Origin of the sequence: Streptomyces nitrosporeus (assembly GCF_008704555.1) — a bacterium.
Lineage (GTDB): Bacteria > Actinomycetota > Actinomycetes > Streptomycetales > Streptomycetaceae > Streptomyces > Streptomyces nitrosporeus.
Genome location: NZ_CP023702.1, coordinates 3,900,305 through 3,914,189 on the forward strand (window position 1 = coordinate 3,900,305; position 13,885 = coordinate 3,914,189).

The window sequence follows — 13,885 nt, forward strand, 5'->3', positions numbered from 1 at the left end:
GGGACGCCCGGTCAGGCGTACGACATGAGCAGCTCGTCCAGGGACCAGATCGTGGCCCGGACGCCGGAGGTACGGGCGAGGTACCGGTCCCGTTCGACCAGGATGTTCAGGTCCCCGCAGCCGAGCCGGTTGCAGGCGTGCTCGATCAGGGTGCTGCCGGTGGTGCCGCCGTCCACCAGGGCCCGCAGATGGGCGGCGTCCCACTCGACCTCGTTGAGCGCCCAGGGGGCCTTGCCCTCGATGACCGTGACCAGGACGCCGGAGAGCCGCTCGGCGCATGTCCGGCGTGCCCGTCCGTCGGCCACCTGGGCGATGTGGTTGCCCGTCTCGATGACCGCGGTGACCGGCAGCAGGAGGTCCGTCCCACGCCGTTCGCGTCTCCTCTTCAGCTCCTCGATCACCCGCTCGCGGTCCTGGCACTTGCCGGGTACCCCCAGCAGGTTGCACAGGACCGACGTGTCGACGAACTCCACCCCCCGCGCCATGGGTTCACCCGATCCCGAGAAGGCGGTCGAACTCCGCGTAGTCCTGCCCGCCGCCGTCCCGCCGCATCAGTCTTCCGGAGGTCACCACGTCCCCCAGCGGTCCGGCTCCCATGGCCGAGGCGTAGCCGTCGAGCTCGGTGAGCCGGGTCAGGAGGCCGGTGCCCGTCGCGCGGTCCCGCGAGCAGACGACGACCCCCCGGTGGTCGTCGCCGCTCAGCGCGGACAGCAGGGCGGGGCTGTGGGTGGTGATCAGGACCCGGGTCGCGCTCTCGGTGGCCGCCGCCCGGACCAGGCGCAGGACCTCCGCCGCCTGGGACGGGTGCAGCCCGTTCTCCAGCTCCTCGACGACCAGCGTGAGGGACTGCGCGAACCCGGGGTCCGGCGCGGGGCCCAGCTCCAGCCCCGCGCCCCCGGTCAGCAACGAGGCCGTGATGGCGAGGAACCTGAGCATGCCGTCGCTCATCTCGCGGGCGGGGGTGAGCCCGAGCCGCCCCTCGTCCAGCGCCAGCATGACGTCGCCGAGCTCCGACGTGGTGACGACCAGCCGGTCGATGTCGTGGTCGGCCAGCCCCCGCAGGAGGTCCACCAGGCGCGCGAAGGCCGCCGGGTCATGGCGGCTGATGTGGCCGATCGCGGCGGAGAGGTTCTCCGCCGTCCTGCGGAGACGGAAGTCCCTCGCCTGGACGTACTGCCGCATCAGGTGCGGTACGGGATCGAGGTGGAAGGCTCCGGTCAGCGCGGTCAGCAGGGCCTCAGCCGCCCAGACGGTGTCGGTCTCGCCCTCGCTGTCACCGGGCACACGCAGCGGCAGCTGCGCGGTGAGCAGCCGGGTGCCCCGGAACAGGCCGCGCGGGTTCCGGCCCGGCTTCCCGTTGTGCCACGAGGCGTGGATGTCCGGGCGCAGCGGCGTCGGTTCCCCGCTGGTGAGAAGGGGGCGGATGCCGCCGGCGGTGGGCCCGGCGAGCCGTTCCTCGATGATCCGTACCCCGGGCTCCACCTGGACCGTCACATCCAGCGTGACGGGACCGTGCTCCGTCGTGACCGTGCAGCCGAGCGAGAAGCGGTCCGAACCGTGGGGCACGCACCCGCTCAGGCCGCCGCGCACCGGGCCCGCCGCACCGCGCCGGCTCTCGACCGCTTCGGTGATCTCGTCCCCACGGGCCAGCCGGGAGAGGACTTCGAGGCCGTCCAGGGCGTTGGACTTGCCACTGCTGTTACGGCCGATGAGGACGGTCAGGGGGGCCAGCGGGAGCACCGCGCCGTGGAAGCTCTTGAACGCGGTGAGACGTACCTCTTCGATGGCATGGCCTGTCACTCCCTCAACGTAGCGCAAGCCGCGCGGTTCCGGACCGGCCGTGGACCCCGCCGCGACAGCCCTTCGGGGTCCAGGATCCGGACGCGGCCCCCCATGCGTGCATGTTGTATCTATGCTGTGTGCATGCCTGTCGCTCCCCCCGCACCCGATACCGCCCCCGCCAAGCAGCCGCCCGCCGCCGAACGCGTCTACACCCACATCAAGGAAGCGGTCCTCGACCGCCGTTACGAGGGCGGCACGCTCCTCACCGAGGGCGACCTCGCCCAGGCCGTCGGTGTCTCCCGCACCCCGGTGCGCGAGGCGCTGCTGAGGCTGGAGGTGGAGGGGCTGATCAAGCTCTATCCGAAGAAGGGCGCCCTGGTGCTCGCCGTCTCCGCCCAGGAGATCGCGGACGTCGTGGAGACCCGGCTGCTGGTCGAGGAGTTCGCCGCCCGCAAGGCGGTGCCCGCCTCCGCGCGGCTCGTCGCCCGGCTGGAGGAACTCCTGGAGGAGCAGCGGCAGCTCGCCGAGGCGGGGGACCTGGCGGCCGTCTCCGTCAAGGACCGCTGCTTCCACGCGGAGATCGTGCGCAACGCCGGCAACGAGATCCTGTCCCGTCTCTACGACCAGCTCCGCGACCGGCAGCTGCGGATGGGCGTCGCGGTGATGGAGGCGCACCCGGGCAGGATCGCCGCCAACCTCACCGAGCACGCCGAACTGCTCGACGCCATCCGGGCCGGTGACGCCGAAGGCGCGGCCCTGGTCGTCCGGCGGCACGTCGGCCGGGTCAAGGTGCTGGTCAGGGGTGAGGACCGATGACGTCCCCCGCCCCCACCCTGCCCCTGCCCGGTGACCCGCCCGGCGGCCGGCGTGCCGTCCGGGTCTGGGGGATCGGTGTCGCCGTCTACTTCGTCGCCATCATCTTCCGCACCAGTCTGGGTGTCGCCGGACTCGATGCCGCCGACCGGTTCGAGGTCAACGCCTCGGCGCTGTCCACCTTCTCGATCCTCCAGCTGCTCGTCTACGCGGGCATGCAGATACCCGTCGGCCTGATGGTCGACCGCCTCGGCACCAAGAAGGTCCTCGCCCTCGGCGCCGTGCTGTTCACCCTCGGCCAGCTGGGCTTCGCGCTCTCCCCGTCGTACGGCATGGCGCTGGCCTCCCGCGCGCTCCTGGGCTGCGGTGACGCGATGACCTTCATCAGCGTGCTCCGGCTGGGCGCCCGCTGGTTCCCGGCCCGGCGCGGCCCGCTGATCGGCCAGATCGCCGCGCTCTTCGGCATGGCGGGCAACCTGGTCTCCACCCTGGTGATCGCCAGGGCCCTGCACGGGATGGGCTGGACCACCACCTTCGTCGGCAGCTCCCTGGCCGGTGTGGTGGTGCTGGTCCTGCTGCTGCTCTTCCTCAAGGACCACCCCGAGGGCCATGAGCCGCCCCCCGTCGAGCACGCCGGAGCGGCGTTCGTACGGAAGCAGATCTCGGCGGCCTGGCGCGAGCCCGGCACGCGGCTCGGCATGTGGGTCCACTTCACCACGCAGTTCCCCGGCATGGTGTTCCTGCTGCTGTGGGGGATGCCGTTCCTGGTCGAGGCCCAGGGGCTGAGCCGGGGGACCGCGGGCAGCCTGCTGACCCTGGTGGTGCTCTCCAACATGGTGGTGGGGCTCGTCTACGGGCAGATCATCGCCCGCCACCACGCGGCCCGCGCCCCACTCGCCCTCGGCACGGTCGCCCTGACCGCGCTCCTCTGGGCCGGCACGATCTTCTACCCGGGCGACCACGCCCCGATGTGGCTGCTGGTCACCCTCTGCGCCGGCCTCGGCTTCTGCGGCCCCGCGTCGATGATCGGCTTCGACTTCGGCCGGCCCGCCAACCCGCCGGAACGGCAGGGCACCGCCTCGGGCATCGTCAACATGGGCGGCTTCATCGCCTCGATGACCACCCTGTTCGCCATCGGTGTCCTGCTGGACGCGACCGGCGACGACTACCGCGTCGCCTTCTCCTCGGTCTTCGTCCTCGAACTGCTCGGCGTCGTACAGATCCTGCGGCTGCACCGCCGCGCCACGCACCGGGAACGCGAGCACCACGTGATCAGCCGGGTCGAGGCCGTGCACGTGCCCGTCTGACCCGGGGCCCGGGTACGCGCCCGCGCCTCCCGCCCCCGCGGGCGGCGGGGGGTCTTCGGCAGGCAGCGGGCGCGCCCGGCCCGGCGGGCGCCGCTACGGAGTGACGGCGAAGTTGCGCAGGATGGCCCCGGCCAGCTCCTGGTCGCCCTCGGCCTTGACCCGGTCCTCCACCGCCTGCGCCCGCACCCGTCCGCAGGCGAGCCGGTAGTACGTCTCCCAGTCCATGGCCAGCGTCACGGCCGGCCCCAGCGACGGCGAGCCGTCCACCGAGCCGTTGCCCTCACCGTCGACCCGGACCGTGCGCAGGAACTCCACCGGACCCTGCACGTCGATGACCACCGCGGTGTTGGGCGGCGCGCCCGCGTCCTTCGCGACCACCTTCGGCAGCGCCTCCAGCAGGGTGTCCCGGGTGATCAGCGCACCGGGGGAGTCGAGGTTGCCCGGCTGCCCCAGCGCCGTACGCAGATCCTGCTCGTGCACCCACACGTCGAAGGCCCGCATGTGCAGCGCCAGTTCCAGCGTCTGCTCGGCCCTCAGCGGCGCCCGGACCATCGTCTCGGGGGAGCGCGTCTCGTTGCGCAGCTGGCGCATGCGCCGGATGAGGGTGTACTCCAGCTCCGAGGTCATCTCCGGCGCGGTGTGGTGGCGCCGGACGTCGACCTGCATCTCCATGTACCGCTGGTGGTCGTTCTGCACGTGGTAGAGGTCCCGCGGCAGCGAGTGGATCGGCCGCGGGTCGCCGAGCTGCTCGCACTCCATGCCGATGACGTGCGAGACGATGTCCCGCACCGACCAGCCCGGGCAGGGCGTGCGTCCGTTCCACTCCCCCTCGACGAGGGGCTTCACCAGCTCGGATATCGCCTCGACGGAGTGCGTCCAGGCATCGGCGTAGGTCTGGAGGCTGGGATGGACGGTCACGGGACCCCTCGTGCGGTTCTGCGGTGCGTGGGCTGGAGAGCAGGCGGCCCTGGCGGGCTGCGTCGGAGGTTGGCCGGGCCCCCTAAGTTACGCTGCGGGCAGGCACCCCGGCAGTGCTTTCGTGTGACGATCGTAGGCGGGTGCTGACGTCTCCCACACCAGGACGGTGGTAGTGTGCACGCCTCCCTTATCCAGATCGCTGTAAACCCGGACGAACCGGTCAATTCCCGCCGGGAACGCGCGGCTTCGCTGGTGGTCGCGCAGCGGGGTGCGGACCTGGTCCTCCTCCCCGAGCTCTGGCCCGTGGGCGCCTTCTCCTACACCGAGTTCGCCGACGAGGCCGAACCCCTGCTCGGCCCCACCCACGACGTGATGGCGAAGGCCGCCGCGGAGGCCGGCGTCTGGCTGCACGCGGGCTCCTTCGTGGAACGGGCCGAGGACGGCACCCTCTACAACACCACGCTGGTCTTCTCCCCCGAGGGCGAGCGGGCGGCCGTCTACCGCAAGATCCACCTCTTCGGCTTCGACAAGGGCGAGGCCGTGATGATGGGCGCCGGCCAGGAGCTCGTCTCGGTCGCCCTCCCGGAGACCGTCATCGGCCTGTCCACCTGCTACGACCTGCGGTTCCCCGAGCTGTTCCGGGGCCTGGCCGACGCGGGCGCGGAGACCCTCGTCGTCGCGGCCGGCTGGCCGGACCGCCGCCGCTCGCACTGGACCCTGCTGGCCAGGGCGCGCGCCGTGGAGAACCAGGCGTACGTCCTGGCCGTCGGCTCGGCGGGCACTCACGCCGGAATCCGGCAGGCGGGCCACAGCATCGTCGTGGACCCCTGGGGCGAGGTGCTGGCGGAGGCCGGGCACGAGGAGGAGGTGCTCACCGTCGAGTTCGACCCGGCGAGGACCGCCACCGTCCGGGACCAGTTCCCGGCGCTCAAGGACCGCAGACTGGGGCTGGCCGCACGCCGCTGAGTCCGCCCCGGAGCCTGTTCCACGGGAAGCGGGAGGCGGGAAGCGGGAAGCGGGAAGCGGGGGACGGGGACGGGGGCAGGTCCCAGGGAACAGGTCCCGGGGGCCTCACGACCCGTCATGCTCCTTCTCCGCGAGGAGGATCACGCACACCGCGACCGCGACGAGCAGCGCCGCGTCCGCGTCCTCGCGGACGATGTCGATGCCGTAGGTGTCCCGGACGGTGAGCCACCGCCGGGAGATCCGGGCGAGCGGCTCACCGTCGTGGTCGACGGCGAACTCGCGGTCCAGGACCCTGCCGCTGACATCGAGTTCCGTGCCCTCGGCCAGGGTCACCCGGTAGTGGTTTCGCAGCAGGGAGAACCGCTTCCGCCGGACGGTGGCGAGCGCCTCGCCGCCCCGCTCGACGACCATCGTGTCGCGCAGGCCGAGCAGCTTGCGGCGGATCTCCAGGAGGACCCGGCCGTCCAGGTCCTTCAGCTCGAAGGTGTCGCGCAGCCGCAGCGCCTTGCCGTCGACGAGGAAGACCTTGCGCCCGTCCGCGTCCTCGATCCAGTAGTCGTCACCGACGGCGAACACGCGCTCGCGTACGAGAAGTCTCATGGATCACAGGTTCCCGGACACCTGGCCGGAATGTGCGCAGGCCACCGTGATGTTGACTGATGACATGACAGCACGTGCACGTGTCCGCGCCCCCGAACTGATCGGCAAGGGCGGCTGGCTCAATACAGGCGACCGTTCGTACACCCTTGCCGACCTGCGGGGACGCATTGTCATTCTCGACTTCTGGACCTTTTGCTGTGTGAACTGCCTGCACGTCCTGGACGAGCTGCGCGAGCTGGAGGAGAAGCACCGCGACACCGTGGTGATCATCGGTGTGCACTCGCCGAAGTTCGTGCACGAGGCGGAGCACCGGGCGGTCGTCGACGCCGTCGAGCGCTACGGGGTGCACCACCCCGTGCTGGACGACCCGGAGCTCGCCACCTGGAAGCAGTACGCCGTACGCGCCTGGCCCACGCTCGTCGTCATCGACCCCGAGGGCTACGTCGTCGCCCAGCACGCCGGTGAGGGGCACGCGCACGCCATCGGGAAGCTGGTCGAGGAGCTGGAGGCCGAGCACGCGGAGAAGGGCACCCTGCGCCGCGGCGACGGCCCGTACGTCCCCCCGGAGCCGGTCGCCACACACCTGCGCTTCCCCGGGAAGGCGCTCGCCCTGGAGGACGGCGGCTTCCTCGTCTCCGACACCACCCGGCACCGGCTCGTGGCCCTGGACGCGGACGGCGAGACCGTACGCGGGCACTTCGGGACCGGTGAGCGCGGCTTCACCGACGGCGGACCGGACGAGGCCCGGTTCAGCGAGCCGCAGGGACTGGCGCTGCTGCCCGACGGCCGTATCGCCGTCGCGGACACCGTCAACCACGCCGTGCGGGCCCTCGACCCGGCCACCGGCGTGACCACCACCCTGGCCGGCACCGGCCGCCAGTGGTGGCAGGGTTCGGCCACCTCCGGCCCGGCCACCGAGGTGGACCTCTCCTCGCCCTGGGACCTCGCCTGGTTCGGCGGCCGGCTCTGGATCGCCATGGCGGGGGTGCACCAGCTGTGGACGTACGACCCCGAGGACGGCACCGTACGCGCCGCCGCGGGCACGACCAACGAGGGCCTGGTCGACGGGCCGGGCCCCGAGGCGTGGTTCGCGCAGCCCTCCGGCCTCGCCGCCGCCGGCGACCGGCTCTGGGTGGCCGACTCGGAGACCTCCGCGCTGCGTTACGTCGACACGGACGGCACGGTGCACACCGCCGTCGGTACCGGCCTCTTCGACTTCGGCCACCGCGACGGCGCCGCGGAGCAGGCGCTCCTCCAGCACCCCCTCGGGGTCACCGCCCTCCCGGACGGCTCGGTCGCCGTCAGCGACACCTACAACCACGCGCTGCGCCGGTACGACCCGCACAGCGGCGAGGTCACCACGCTGGCCACGGATCTGCGCGAGCCCAGTGACGCCGTGCTCGTCGACGGCGACCTGGTCGTGGTGGAGTCGGCCCGCCACCGGCTGACCCGGCTGAGGCTCCCGGAGGAGGCCGTACGGGTCCCGGACCGGGCGCACCGCACCCGGCGGGCGTCCACCGAGGTCGCCGCCGGGGCGCTCCGGCTGGACGTGGTCTTCCAGGCGCCGGCCGGGCAGAAGCTGGACACCCGCTACGGCCCCTCCACCCGGCTGCTGGTCTCCTCGACCCCGCCGGAACTGCTGGCGGAAGGGTCCGGTGCGGGCACCGGCCTCGGCCGGGACCTGGTCCTGGCGGACGGCGCCACCGAGGGTGTCCTGCACGTCTCGGCGATGGCGGCCTCCTGCGACGACGACCCGGCCAACGAGTACCCGGCCTGCCATGTGCACCAGCAGGACTGGGGCGTTCCGGTCCGCGTCACCCCCGAGGGGGCCTCCAGGCTGGCGCTGGTGCTGGCCGGGATGGACGAGCAGGACTGACGTACCGCCCCGCACCGGGCCGCCACCGTGCGCCGGGGCCGCCCGCCCCGCGCCCGGTCCGCCGCCCGTGCGGCGCGCCTACATCATCCGGCGCTCGTCCTCCGACACGACGGTGGTGGTGGCCGGCGGCACGACCATGCGCCGGCGGCGCATGATGCTCGCGTAGACGAAGACCCCGATGATCCCGACGATCATCATGATCCAGCCGACCAGGTCGACGTTGACGGTGTCCATCTCCCAGTCGGTGGCGAAGGCCAGTATCGCTCCGGCACCGATGAGGACGATGCATCCTCCGAGTCCCATGAATCCCGCCTCCTCGACGGCCCGGAGGTTCCGGACCGGTGTACGCCTCGCGTACCCGGCCCGGGGCCGCCCATGCCCCCGGGGACACGGGACACGGGCGCCTCAGCCGGCCAGGAAGGCCGCCAGGGCGTTCGCCAGCAGATAGGGGTCGTCGGCTCCGCACAGCTCACGGGCGCTGTGCATGGAGAGGATGGCGACGCCGATGTCGACGGTCATGATGCCGTGGCGGGCGGCGGTGATCGGGCCGATCGTGGTGCCGCACGGCATCGAGTTGTTGGAGACGAAGGTCTGCCACGGCACCCCGGCCCTCTCGCAGGCCTCGGCGAACACGGCGCGGCCGCCGCCGTCGGTCGCATACCGCATGTTGACGTTGACCTTGAGGATCGGCCCGCCGTTGGCCACCGGGTGGTGCGTCGGGTCGTGGCGCTCCGCGTAGTTGGGGTGGACGGCGTGGCCGGTGTCCGAGGAGAGGCAGACGGTCCCGGCGAAGGCCCGGGCGCGGTCCTCGTACGAACCGCCGCGGGCGAACACGGAGCGCTCCAGCACCGTGCCGAGCAGCGGGCCGTCGGCCCCGGTGTCGGACTGGGAGCCGTTCTCCTCGTGGTCGAAGGCGGCCAGTACGGGGATGTACGGGAGCTCCCCGTCCGGCCGGCCGGCCACGGCCGCCAGCGCGGCCGTCCCGGCGTGCACGGAGAGCAGGTTGTCCATCCGCGGCCCGGCGAGCAGTTCCCGGTCCCGGCCCAGGTAGGCGGGGGCTTCGACGGGGTGCGGCATCAGGTCCCAGCCGGTCACCTCCCCGGCGTCGACACCCGCCTCCCCGGCGACGAAGCGGATGAGGTCGCCCTCCTGGACGTCGCCCAGCCCCCAGATGGGCTGCATGTGCTTCTGGCGGTCCAGCTTGAGGCCGTCGGGGTTGGCGGACCGGTCGAGGTGCACGGCCAGCTGGGGCACCCGCAGCAGCGGCCGGTCGATGTTCACCAGCCGGTGGGTGCCGTCGCGCAGCGAGAGCCGCCCCGCGATGCCGAGGTCGCGGTCGAGCCAGGTGTTCAGCAGGGTCCCGCCGTAGATCTCGACGGCGACCTGGCGCCAGCCGTACGCCCCGGTGTCGGGCAGCGGCTTGACCCGCAGGTTCGGGGAGTCGGTGTGCGCCCCCACGATCCGGAACGGGGTGTGCGCCCCGGCGCCCTCCGGCACGTACCACGCCACGATCGCGCCGCCGCGCAGTACGTACTTCCCGCCCGTGGAACCGTCCCAGGCCGCGGTCTCCTCGACCTGCCGGAACCCGGCCTCCTCCAGCCGGGCGGCCGCCGAGGCCACGGCGTGGTACGGGGAGGGGCTGGACATCAGGAAGGTCATCAGGTCGTCGGTGTGCCCGCGGTCGAAGCGGAGGGGGGTGCTCATGTTCTTCACTGTAACGACGGCGGGGAAGGAGCTCCCACGGCGTGGTGACGGACCGCCGTACGAGGACCGGCGGGGACCCGCCCGAAGACCGGCGGGGGCCCGCGCGAGGGCCGGCGGGGGCCGCGCCGCAGATGCGTCGGGACCTGGGGAAACGGGCCGGCCCGCCCCCTGTGCGCGGGGGCGGGCCGGTGTCGTTCCTGCTCGGTGGGGCGGGAGGCTCAGAAGGCGGCCTCGTCCAGCTCCATCAGCGAGTTGTCCACGGTCTCGGCGAGCGCGCGCTCGGCCGAGACGCCCGGCAGGACGTTCGCAGCGAAGAACTTCGCCGCGGCGATCTTGCCCTGGTAGAAGGCGACGTCCTTCGCGGAGGCGGACGGCAGCTTCTCGGCCGCGACCACGGCGCCCTTGAGCAGCAGGTAGCCGACGACCACGTCGCCGGAGGCCATCAGCAGGCGGGTGGTGTTGAGGCCGACCTTGTAGATGTTCTTGACGTCCTCGCCGGTGGCGGTGAGGTCGGTGATCATCGTGCCGACGATCGCCTCCAGGTCCACCGCGGCCTTGGCGAGGCTGTCCAGCGCACCGGCCAGCTCCTCGTTGCCCTGGGCGCCCGCGAGGAACTTCTTGATCTCCTCGGAGAGGGCGTTCAGCGAGGCGCCCTGATCGCGGACGATCTTCCGGAAGAAGAAGTCCTGGCCCTGGATCGCCGTGGTGCCCTCGTACAGGGTGTCGATCTTGGCGTCACGGATGTACTGCTCGACCGGGTACTCCTGGAGGTACCCGGAGCCGCCGAAGGTCTGGAGCGACTGCGCGAGCTGCTCGTAGGACTTCTCGGAGCCGTAGCCCTTCACGATCGGCAGCAGCAGGTCGTTGAGGCCGTGCAGCGCCTTGGCGTCCTCGCCCGCGGCCTCCTTGACCTGGATGGCGTCCTGGACGGCGGCGGTGTACATCACCAGCGAGCGCATGCCCTCGGCGTACGCCTTCTGCGTCATCAGCGAACGGCGCACGTCGGGGTGGTGGGTGATGGTGACCTTGGGGGCCGTCTTGTCCATGAACTGCGACAGGTCGGTGCCCTGGACGCGCTCCTTGGCGTACTCCAGCGCGTTGAGGTAGCCCGTGGACAGGGTCGCGATGGCCTTCGTGCCGACCATCATGCGGGCGAACTCGATGATGCGGAACATCTGGCGGATGCCGTCGTGCTTGTCGCCGATGAGCCAGCCCTTGGCGGGGTGCCGGTCGCCGAAGGTCATCTCGCAGGTGTTGGACGCCTTGAGGCCCATCTTGTGCTCGACGTTGGTCGCGTAGACGCCGTTGCGCTCGCCCAGCTCGCCGGTGGTCCAGTCGAAGTGGAACTTCGGGACCATGAAGAGCGAGAGGCCCTTGGTGCCCGGGCCGGCGCCCTCGGGACGCGCCAGGACGTAGTGGAGGATGTTCTCGGACATGTCGTGCTCGCCCGAGGTGATGAAGCGCTTCACACCCTCGATGTGCCAGGAGCCGTCCTCCTGCTCGACGGCCTTGGTGCGGCCGGCGCCGACGTCCGAGCCGGCGTCCGGCTCGGTCAGCACCATCGTCGAGCCCCACTGCTTCTCGACGGCGATCTCGGCGATCTTCTTCTGCGCCTCGTTGCCCTCGTCGAAGAGGATGCCTGCGAACGCCGGGCCGGAGGAGTACATCCAGACGGCCGGGTTCGAGCCGAGCAGCAGCTCCGCGTAACCCCAGATCAGGGAGCGGGGGGAGGTGGTGCCGCCGATCTCCTCGGGCAGGCCCAGACGCCAGTACTCGGAGTCCATGAACGCCTGGTACGACTTCTTGAACGTCTCCGGGACCGGGGCGGTGCTGGTCTCGGGGTCGAAGACCGGGGGGTTGCGGTCGGCGTCGGCGTAGGACTCGGCGAGCTCGTTCTCGGCGAGGCGGTTGACCTCGTCGAGGATCGACTTCGCCGTGTCGACGTCCATCTCCGCGAACGGACCGGTGCCGTAGACCTTGTCGCGGCCGAGGACCTCGAAGAGGTTGAACTCGATGTCGCGGAGATTCGACTTGTAGTGCCCCATGGCAAGGCTCCGTAATCAATAGCAGTGGCGCTCAGCGCCCCGGGGAGGGTGAGGATCGGGCGACAGGCCGGCGCGGAGGTATCAGCTGACCCCTACGATGATGCTACCCGCCAGTAATAAGGCGCAACCCCTCAAGCCGCAGATGTGTCCGATTACTCTTTGCGGCATGTATGGCTACGACCAGAACCCGGGCGCGCAGCAGCAGATGGCCGGCGGCTACGGCGAACAGCCGCTGTACCCCGAGCCCTCGCCGCCGTCCCTGGCCGACGCGGTCCGTGCCTTCACGACCGGGTCGCTGTCCGCCGAGGACTTCCAGCAGATCTTCGCCACCTCCAAGGTCTACTGCCCGCGCGGCGACAACCCCGGTTTCCTGGCGCTGCACAACACGCAGCAGCCGGTGATCCCGATGTTCACCACGCTCAAGGAGCTGCGGCGGTACGCGGGCAAGGAGTCCAAGTACTTCGTGATCACCGGTGCCGAGGTGATCGACCTCCTGCCGACCGGGTACGGCTTCGTGCTGGACATGGAGGGGGACCACCGGATGGTCTTCGACGCCAAGGCGGTGGAGCAGATGGTCGACTTCGCCATGCGCCGGATGTACGGCTGAGAGGCCCCGGGGCTCCGCCCCGGCATCGGGCCCGCACCGGGAGTCCCCGGGGCGGGCCTTCGTGCTGTCCGGACGGTTCGGAGTGGAGCCCGGGTGGTGCCCGGGGGCGGTCCCCGGAGGTGGTGTCCGGGCGGTCCCGGGCGTGCGGGAGCGGGCCGGGAATGGATGCCGCCTTGCTAGATGTTCACCGTTCAACTAAATTGGTGGCAAGACTTCCGGAGGTGGCACCCATGCCCGCAGTGACCGTCGAGAACCCGCTCACCCTGCCCAAGGTGGCCGCCGCGGCGGACGCCGTGGCCCGTCCCGTGCTGACCGTCACCACCGCGCCCTCCGGGTTCGAGGGTGAGGGCTTCCCGGTCCGGCGCGCCTTCGCGGGGATCAACTACCGGCACCTGGACCCGTTCATCATGATGGACCAGATGGGTGAGGTGGAGTACGAGGCCGGCGAGCCGAAGGGGACCCCCTGGCACCCGCACCGCGGCTTCGAGACCGTCACGTACATCATCGACGGGAGCTTCATCCACCAGGACAGCCACGGCGGCGGCGGCGCCATCGAGAACGGCGACACGCAGTGGATGACCGCGGGCAGCGGGCTCCTGCACATCGAGACGCCGCCCGAGTCGCTGGTGATGTCCGGAGGGCTGTTCCACGGCCTCCAGCTCTGGGTGAACCTGCCGAAGGCCGACAAGATGATGGCCCCGCGCTACCAGGACATCCGCGGCGGCCAGGTCCAGCTGCTCGCCACCCCGGACGGCGGCGCGCTGCTGCGGGTCATCGCCGGTGAGCTCGACGGACACGAGGGGCCGGGCATCACCCACACCCCGATCACCATGGTCCACGCGACGATCCGGCCGGGCGCCGAGGCGACCCTGCCGTGGCGCGAGGACTTCAACGGCCTGGCGTACGTCCTCGCCGGGCGCGGGTCCGTCGGCCGGGAGCGCCGCCCCGTCCGCACCGGGCAGACGGCGGTCTTCGGCACCGGTTCCTCGCTCACCGTCCGGGCGGACGAGACGCAGGACGGCAACACCCCGGACCTGGAGGTCGTGCTGCTGGGCGGGCGCCCCATCCGCGAGCCGATGGCGCACTACGGGCCGTTCGTCATGAACACCCAGGCCGAACTCCAGCAGGCGTTCGAGGACTTCAAGGCCGGACGGCTCGGCTCGATCCCCTCGGTCCACGGGATGTGACCGGCCGCGGGCGTACGGGTGGCAGGGGCTCACCCGTGCGCCCGCACGGGCGGGACACCCGCCCCGCGCCGTGATCGGGT

13 protein-coding genes are annotated in these 13,885 nt (G+C 71.6%); 6 read left to right on the forward strand and 7 right to left on the reverse strand.

The genetic code is table 11. The features are described 5' to 3' along the window. Nucleotides 1-11: 11 nt before the first annotated feature. Both CP967_RS17365 and CP967_RS17370 read right to left on the reverse strand, forming a co-directional pair. Nucleotides 12-485 carry a hypothetical protein gene (locus CP967_RS17365; protein WP_150488847.1) on the reverse strand — a complete coding sequence of 158 codons (474 nt, stop codon included), beginning with the start codon at nucleotides 483-485 and terminating at the stop codon, nucleotides 12-14. A gap of 4 nt (nucleotides 486-489) precedes the next feature. Continuing rightward, a complete protein-coding gene (locus CP967_RS17370) occupies nucleotides 490-1,800 on the reverse strand; it encodes an AAA family ATPase (protein ID WP_150488848.1) in 1,311 nt (436 codons plus the stop codon). A gap of 123 nt (nucleotides 1,801-1,923) precedes the next feature. On the opposite strand from CP967_RS17370, the gene CP967_RS17375 reads away from it, so the two are divergent. Further along, nucleotides 1,924-2,598 (forward strand): GntR family transcriptional regulator, encoded by a 675-nt coding sequence (locus CP967_RS17375; protein WP_150488849.1) that lies wholly within the window; start codon nucleotides 1,924-1,926, stop codon nucleotides 2,596-2,598. Further along, nucleotides 2,595-3,902: an MFS transporter gene (locus tag CP967_RS17380; protein ID WP_150488850.1), complete on the forward strand. Its 1,308-nt coding sequence runs from the start codon at nucleotides 2,595-2,597 to the stop codon at nucleotides 3,900-3,902. The genes CP967_RS17375 and CP967_RS17380 overlap by 4 nt, the downstream gene beginning before the upstream one ends. 93 nt (nucleotides 3,903-3,995) lie before the next feature. On the opposite strand, the gene CP967_RS17385 is transcribed toward CP967_RS17380, so the two are convergent. Continuing rightward, on the reverse strand, nucleotides 3,996-4,820 hold the full coding sequence (locus CP967_RS17385) for a maleylpyruvate isomerase family mycothiol-dependent enzyme (RefSeq protein ID WP_150488851.1): 825 nt from the start codon (nucleotides 4,818-4,820) through the stop codon (nucleotides 3,996-3,998). 174 nt (nucleotides 4,821-4,994) lie between these two features. Between CP967_RS17385 and CP967_RS17390 the strand changes: the two genes are divergently transcribed. After that, entirely contained in the window at nucleotides 4,995-5,786 is a 792-nt protein-coding gene (locus tag CP967_RS17390) for a carbon-nitrogen family hydrolase (protein WP_150488852.1), read from the forward strand. Between the two features lie 105 nt (nucleotides 5,787-5,891). Here the strand turns inward: CP967_RS17390 and CP967_RS17395 are convergent, their stop codons facing one another. Continuing rightward, nucleotides 5,892-6,386 carry an LURP-one-related/scramblase family protein gene (locus CP967_RS17395; RefSeq protein WP_150488853.1) on the reverse strand — a complete coding sequence of 165 codons (495 nt, stop codon included), beginning with the start codon at nucleotides 6,384-6,386 and terminating at the stop codon, nucleotides 5,892-5,894. 64 nt (nucleotides 6,387-6,450) lie between these two features. Here CP967_RS17395 and CP967_RS17400 point away from each other — a divergent pair, with 64 nt between their 5' ends. Further along, nucleotides 6,451-8,262, forward strand: a complete 1,812-nt coding sequence (locus CP967_RS17400; protein WP_150488854.1) for an NHL domain-containing thioredoxin family protein — start codon at nucleotides 6,451-6,453, stop codon at nucleotides 8,260-8,262. A gap of 78 nt (nucleotides 8,263-8,340) precedes the next feature. Here CP967_RS17400 and CP967_RS17405 read toward each other — a convergent pair whose 3' ends face one another. The 3 genes from CP967_RS17405 to CP967_RS17415 form a co-directional block, all read right to left on the reverse strand. After that, nucleotides 8,341-8,565: a DUF6458 family protein gene (locus CP967_RS17405; RefSeq protein WP_150488855.1), complete on the reverse strand. Its 225-nt coding sequence runs from the start codon at nucleotides 8,563-8,565 to the stop codon at nucleotides 8,341-8,343. Nucleotides 8,566-8,667: 102 nt separating this feature from the next. Then, nucleotides 8,668-9,966 (reverse strand): M18 family aminopeptidase, encoded by a 1,299-nt coding sequence (locus tag CP967_RS17410; protein ID WP_150488856.1) that lies wholly within the window; start codon nucleotides 9,964-9,966, stop codon nucleotides 8,668-8,670. A 218-nt stretch (nucleotides 9,967-10,184) separates the two neighbouring features. Continuing rightward, on the reverse strand, nucleotides 10,185-12,011 hold the full coding sequence (locus CP967_RS17415) for an acyl-CoA dehydrogenase (protein ID WP_150488857.1): 1,827 nt from the start codon (nucleotides 12,009-12,011) through the stop codon (nucleotides 10,185-10,187). 166 nt (nucleotides 12,012-12,177) lie between these two features. Between CP967_RS17415 and CP967_RS17420 the strand changes: the two genes are divergently transcribed. Next, on the forward strand, nucleotides 12,178-12,618 hold the full coding sequence (locus CP967_RS17420) for an SseB family protein (RefSeq protein WP_019992517.1): 441 nt from the start codon (nucleotides 12,178-12,180) through the stop codon (nucleotides 12,616-12,618). A gap of 230 nt (nucleotides 12,619-12,848) precedes the next feature. Next, a complete protein-coding gene (locus CP967_RS17425) occupies nucleotides 12,849-13,805 on the forward strand; it encodes a pirin family protein (RefSeq protein ID WP_150488858.1) in 957 nt (318 codons plus the stop codon). Nucleotides 13,806-13,885: the final 80 nt, after the last annotated feature.

What these genes read in the sequence shown, in the direction of transcription:
- CP967_RS17365 (WP_150488847.1), bottom strand. Translation starts at nt 485, where the DNA reads ATGGCGCGGGGGGTGGAGTTCGTCGACACGTCGGTCCTGTGCAACCTG.
- CP967_RS17375 (WP_150488849.1), top strand. Translation starts at nt 1,924, where the DNA reads ATGCCTGTCGCTCCCCCCGCACCCGATACCGCCCCCGCCAAGCAGCCG.
- CP967_RS17380 (WP_150488850.1), top strand. Translation starts at nt 2,595, where the DNA reads ATGACGTCCCCCGCCCCCACCCTGCCCCTGCCCGGTGACCCGCCCGGC.
- CP967_RS17395 (WP_150488853.1), bottom strand. Translation starts at nt 6,386, where the DNA reads ATGAGACTTCTCGTACGCGAGCGCGTGTTCGCCGTCGGTGACGACTAC.
- CP967_RS17400 (WP_150488854.1), top strand. Translation starts at nt 6,451, where the DNA reads ATGACAGCACGTGCACGTGTCCGCGCCCCCGAACTGATCGGCAAGGGC.
- CP967_RS17405 (WP_150488855.1), bottom strand. Translation starts at nt 8,565, where the DNA reads ATGGGACTCGGAGGATGCATCGTCCTCATCGGTGCCGGAGCGATACTG.
- CP967_RS17410 (WP_150488856.1), bottom strand. Translation starts at nt 9,966, where the DNA reads ATGAGCACCCCCCTCCGCTTCGACCGCGGGCACACCGACGACCTGATG.
- CP967_RS17415 (WP_150488857.1), bottom strand. Translation starts at nt 12,011, where the DNA reads ATGGGGCACTACAAGTCGAATCTCCGCGACATCGAGTTCAACCTCTTC.
- CP967_RS17420 (WP_019992517.1), top strand. Translation starts at nt 12,178, where the DNA reads ATGTATGGCTACGACCAGAACCCGGGCGCGCAGCAGCAGATGGCCGGC.
- CP967_RS17425 (WP_150488858.1), top strand. Translation starts at nt 12,849, where the DNA reads ATGCCCGCAGTGACCGTCGAGAACCCGCTCACCCTGCCCAAGGTGGCC.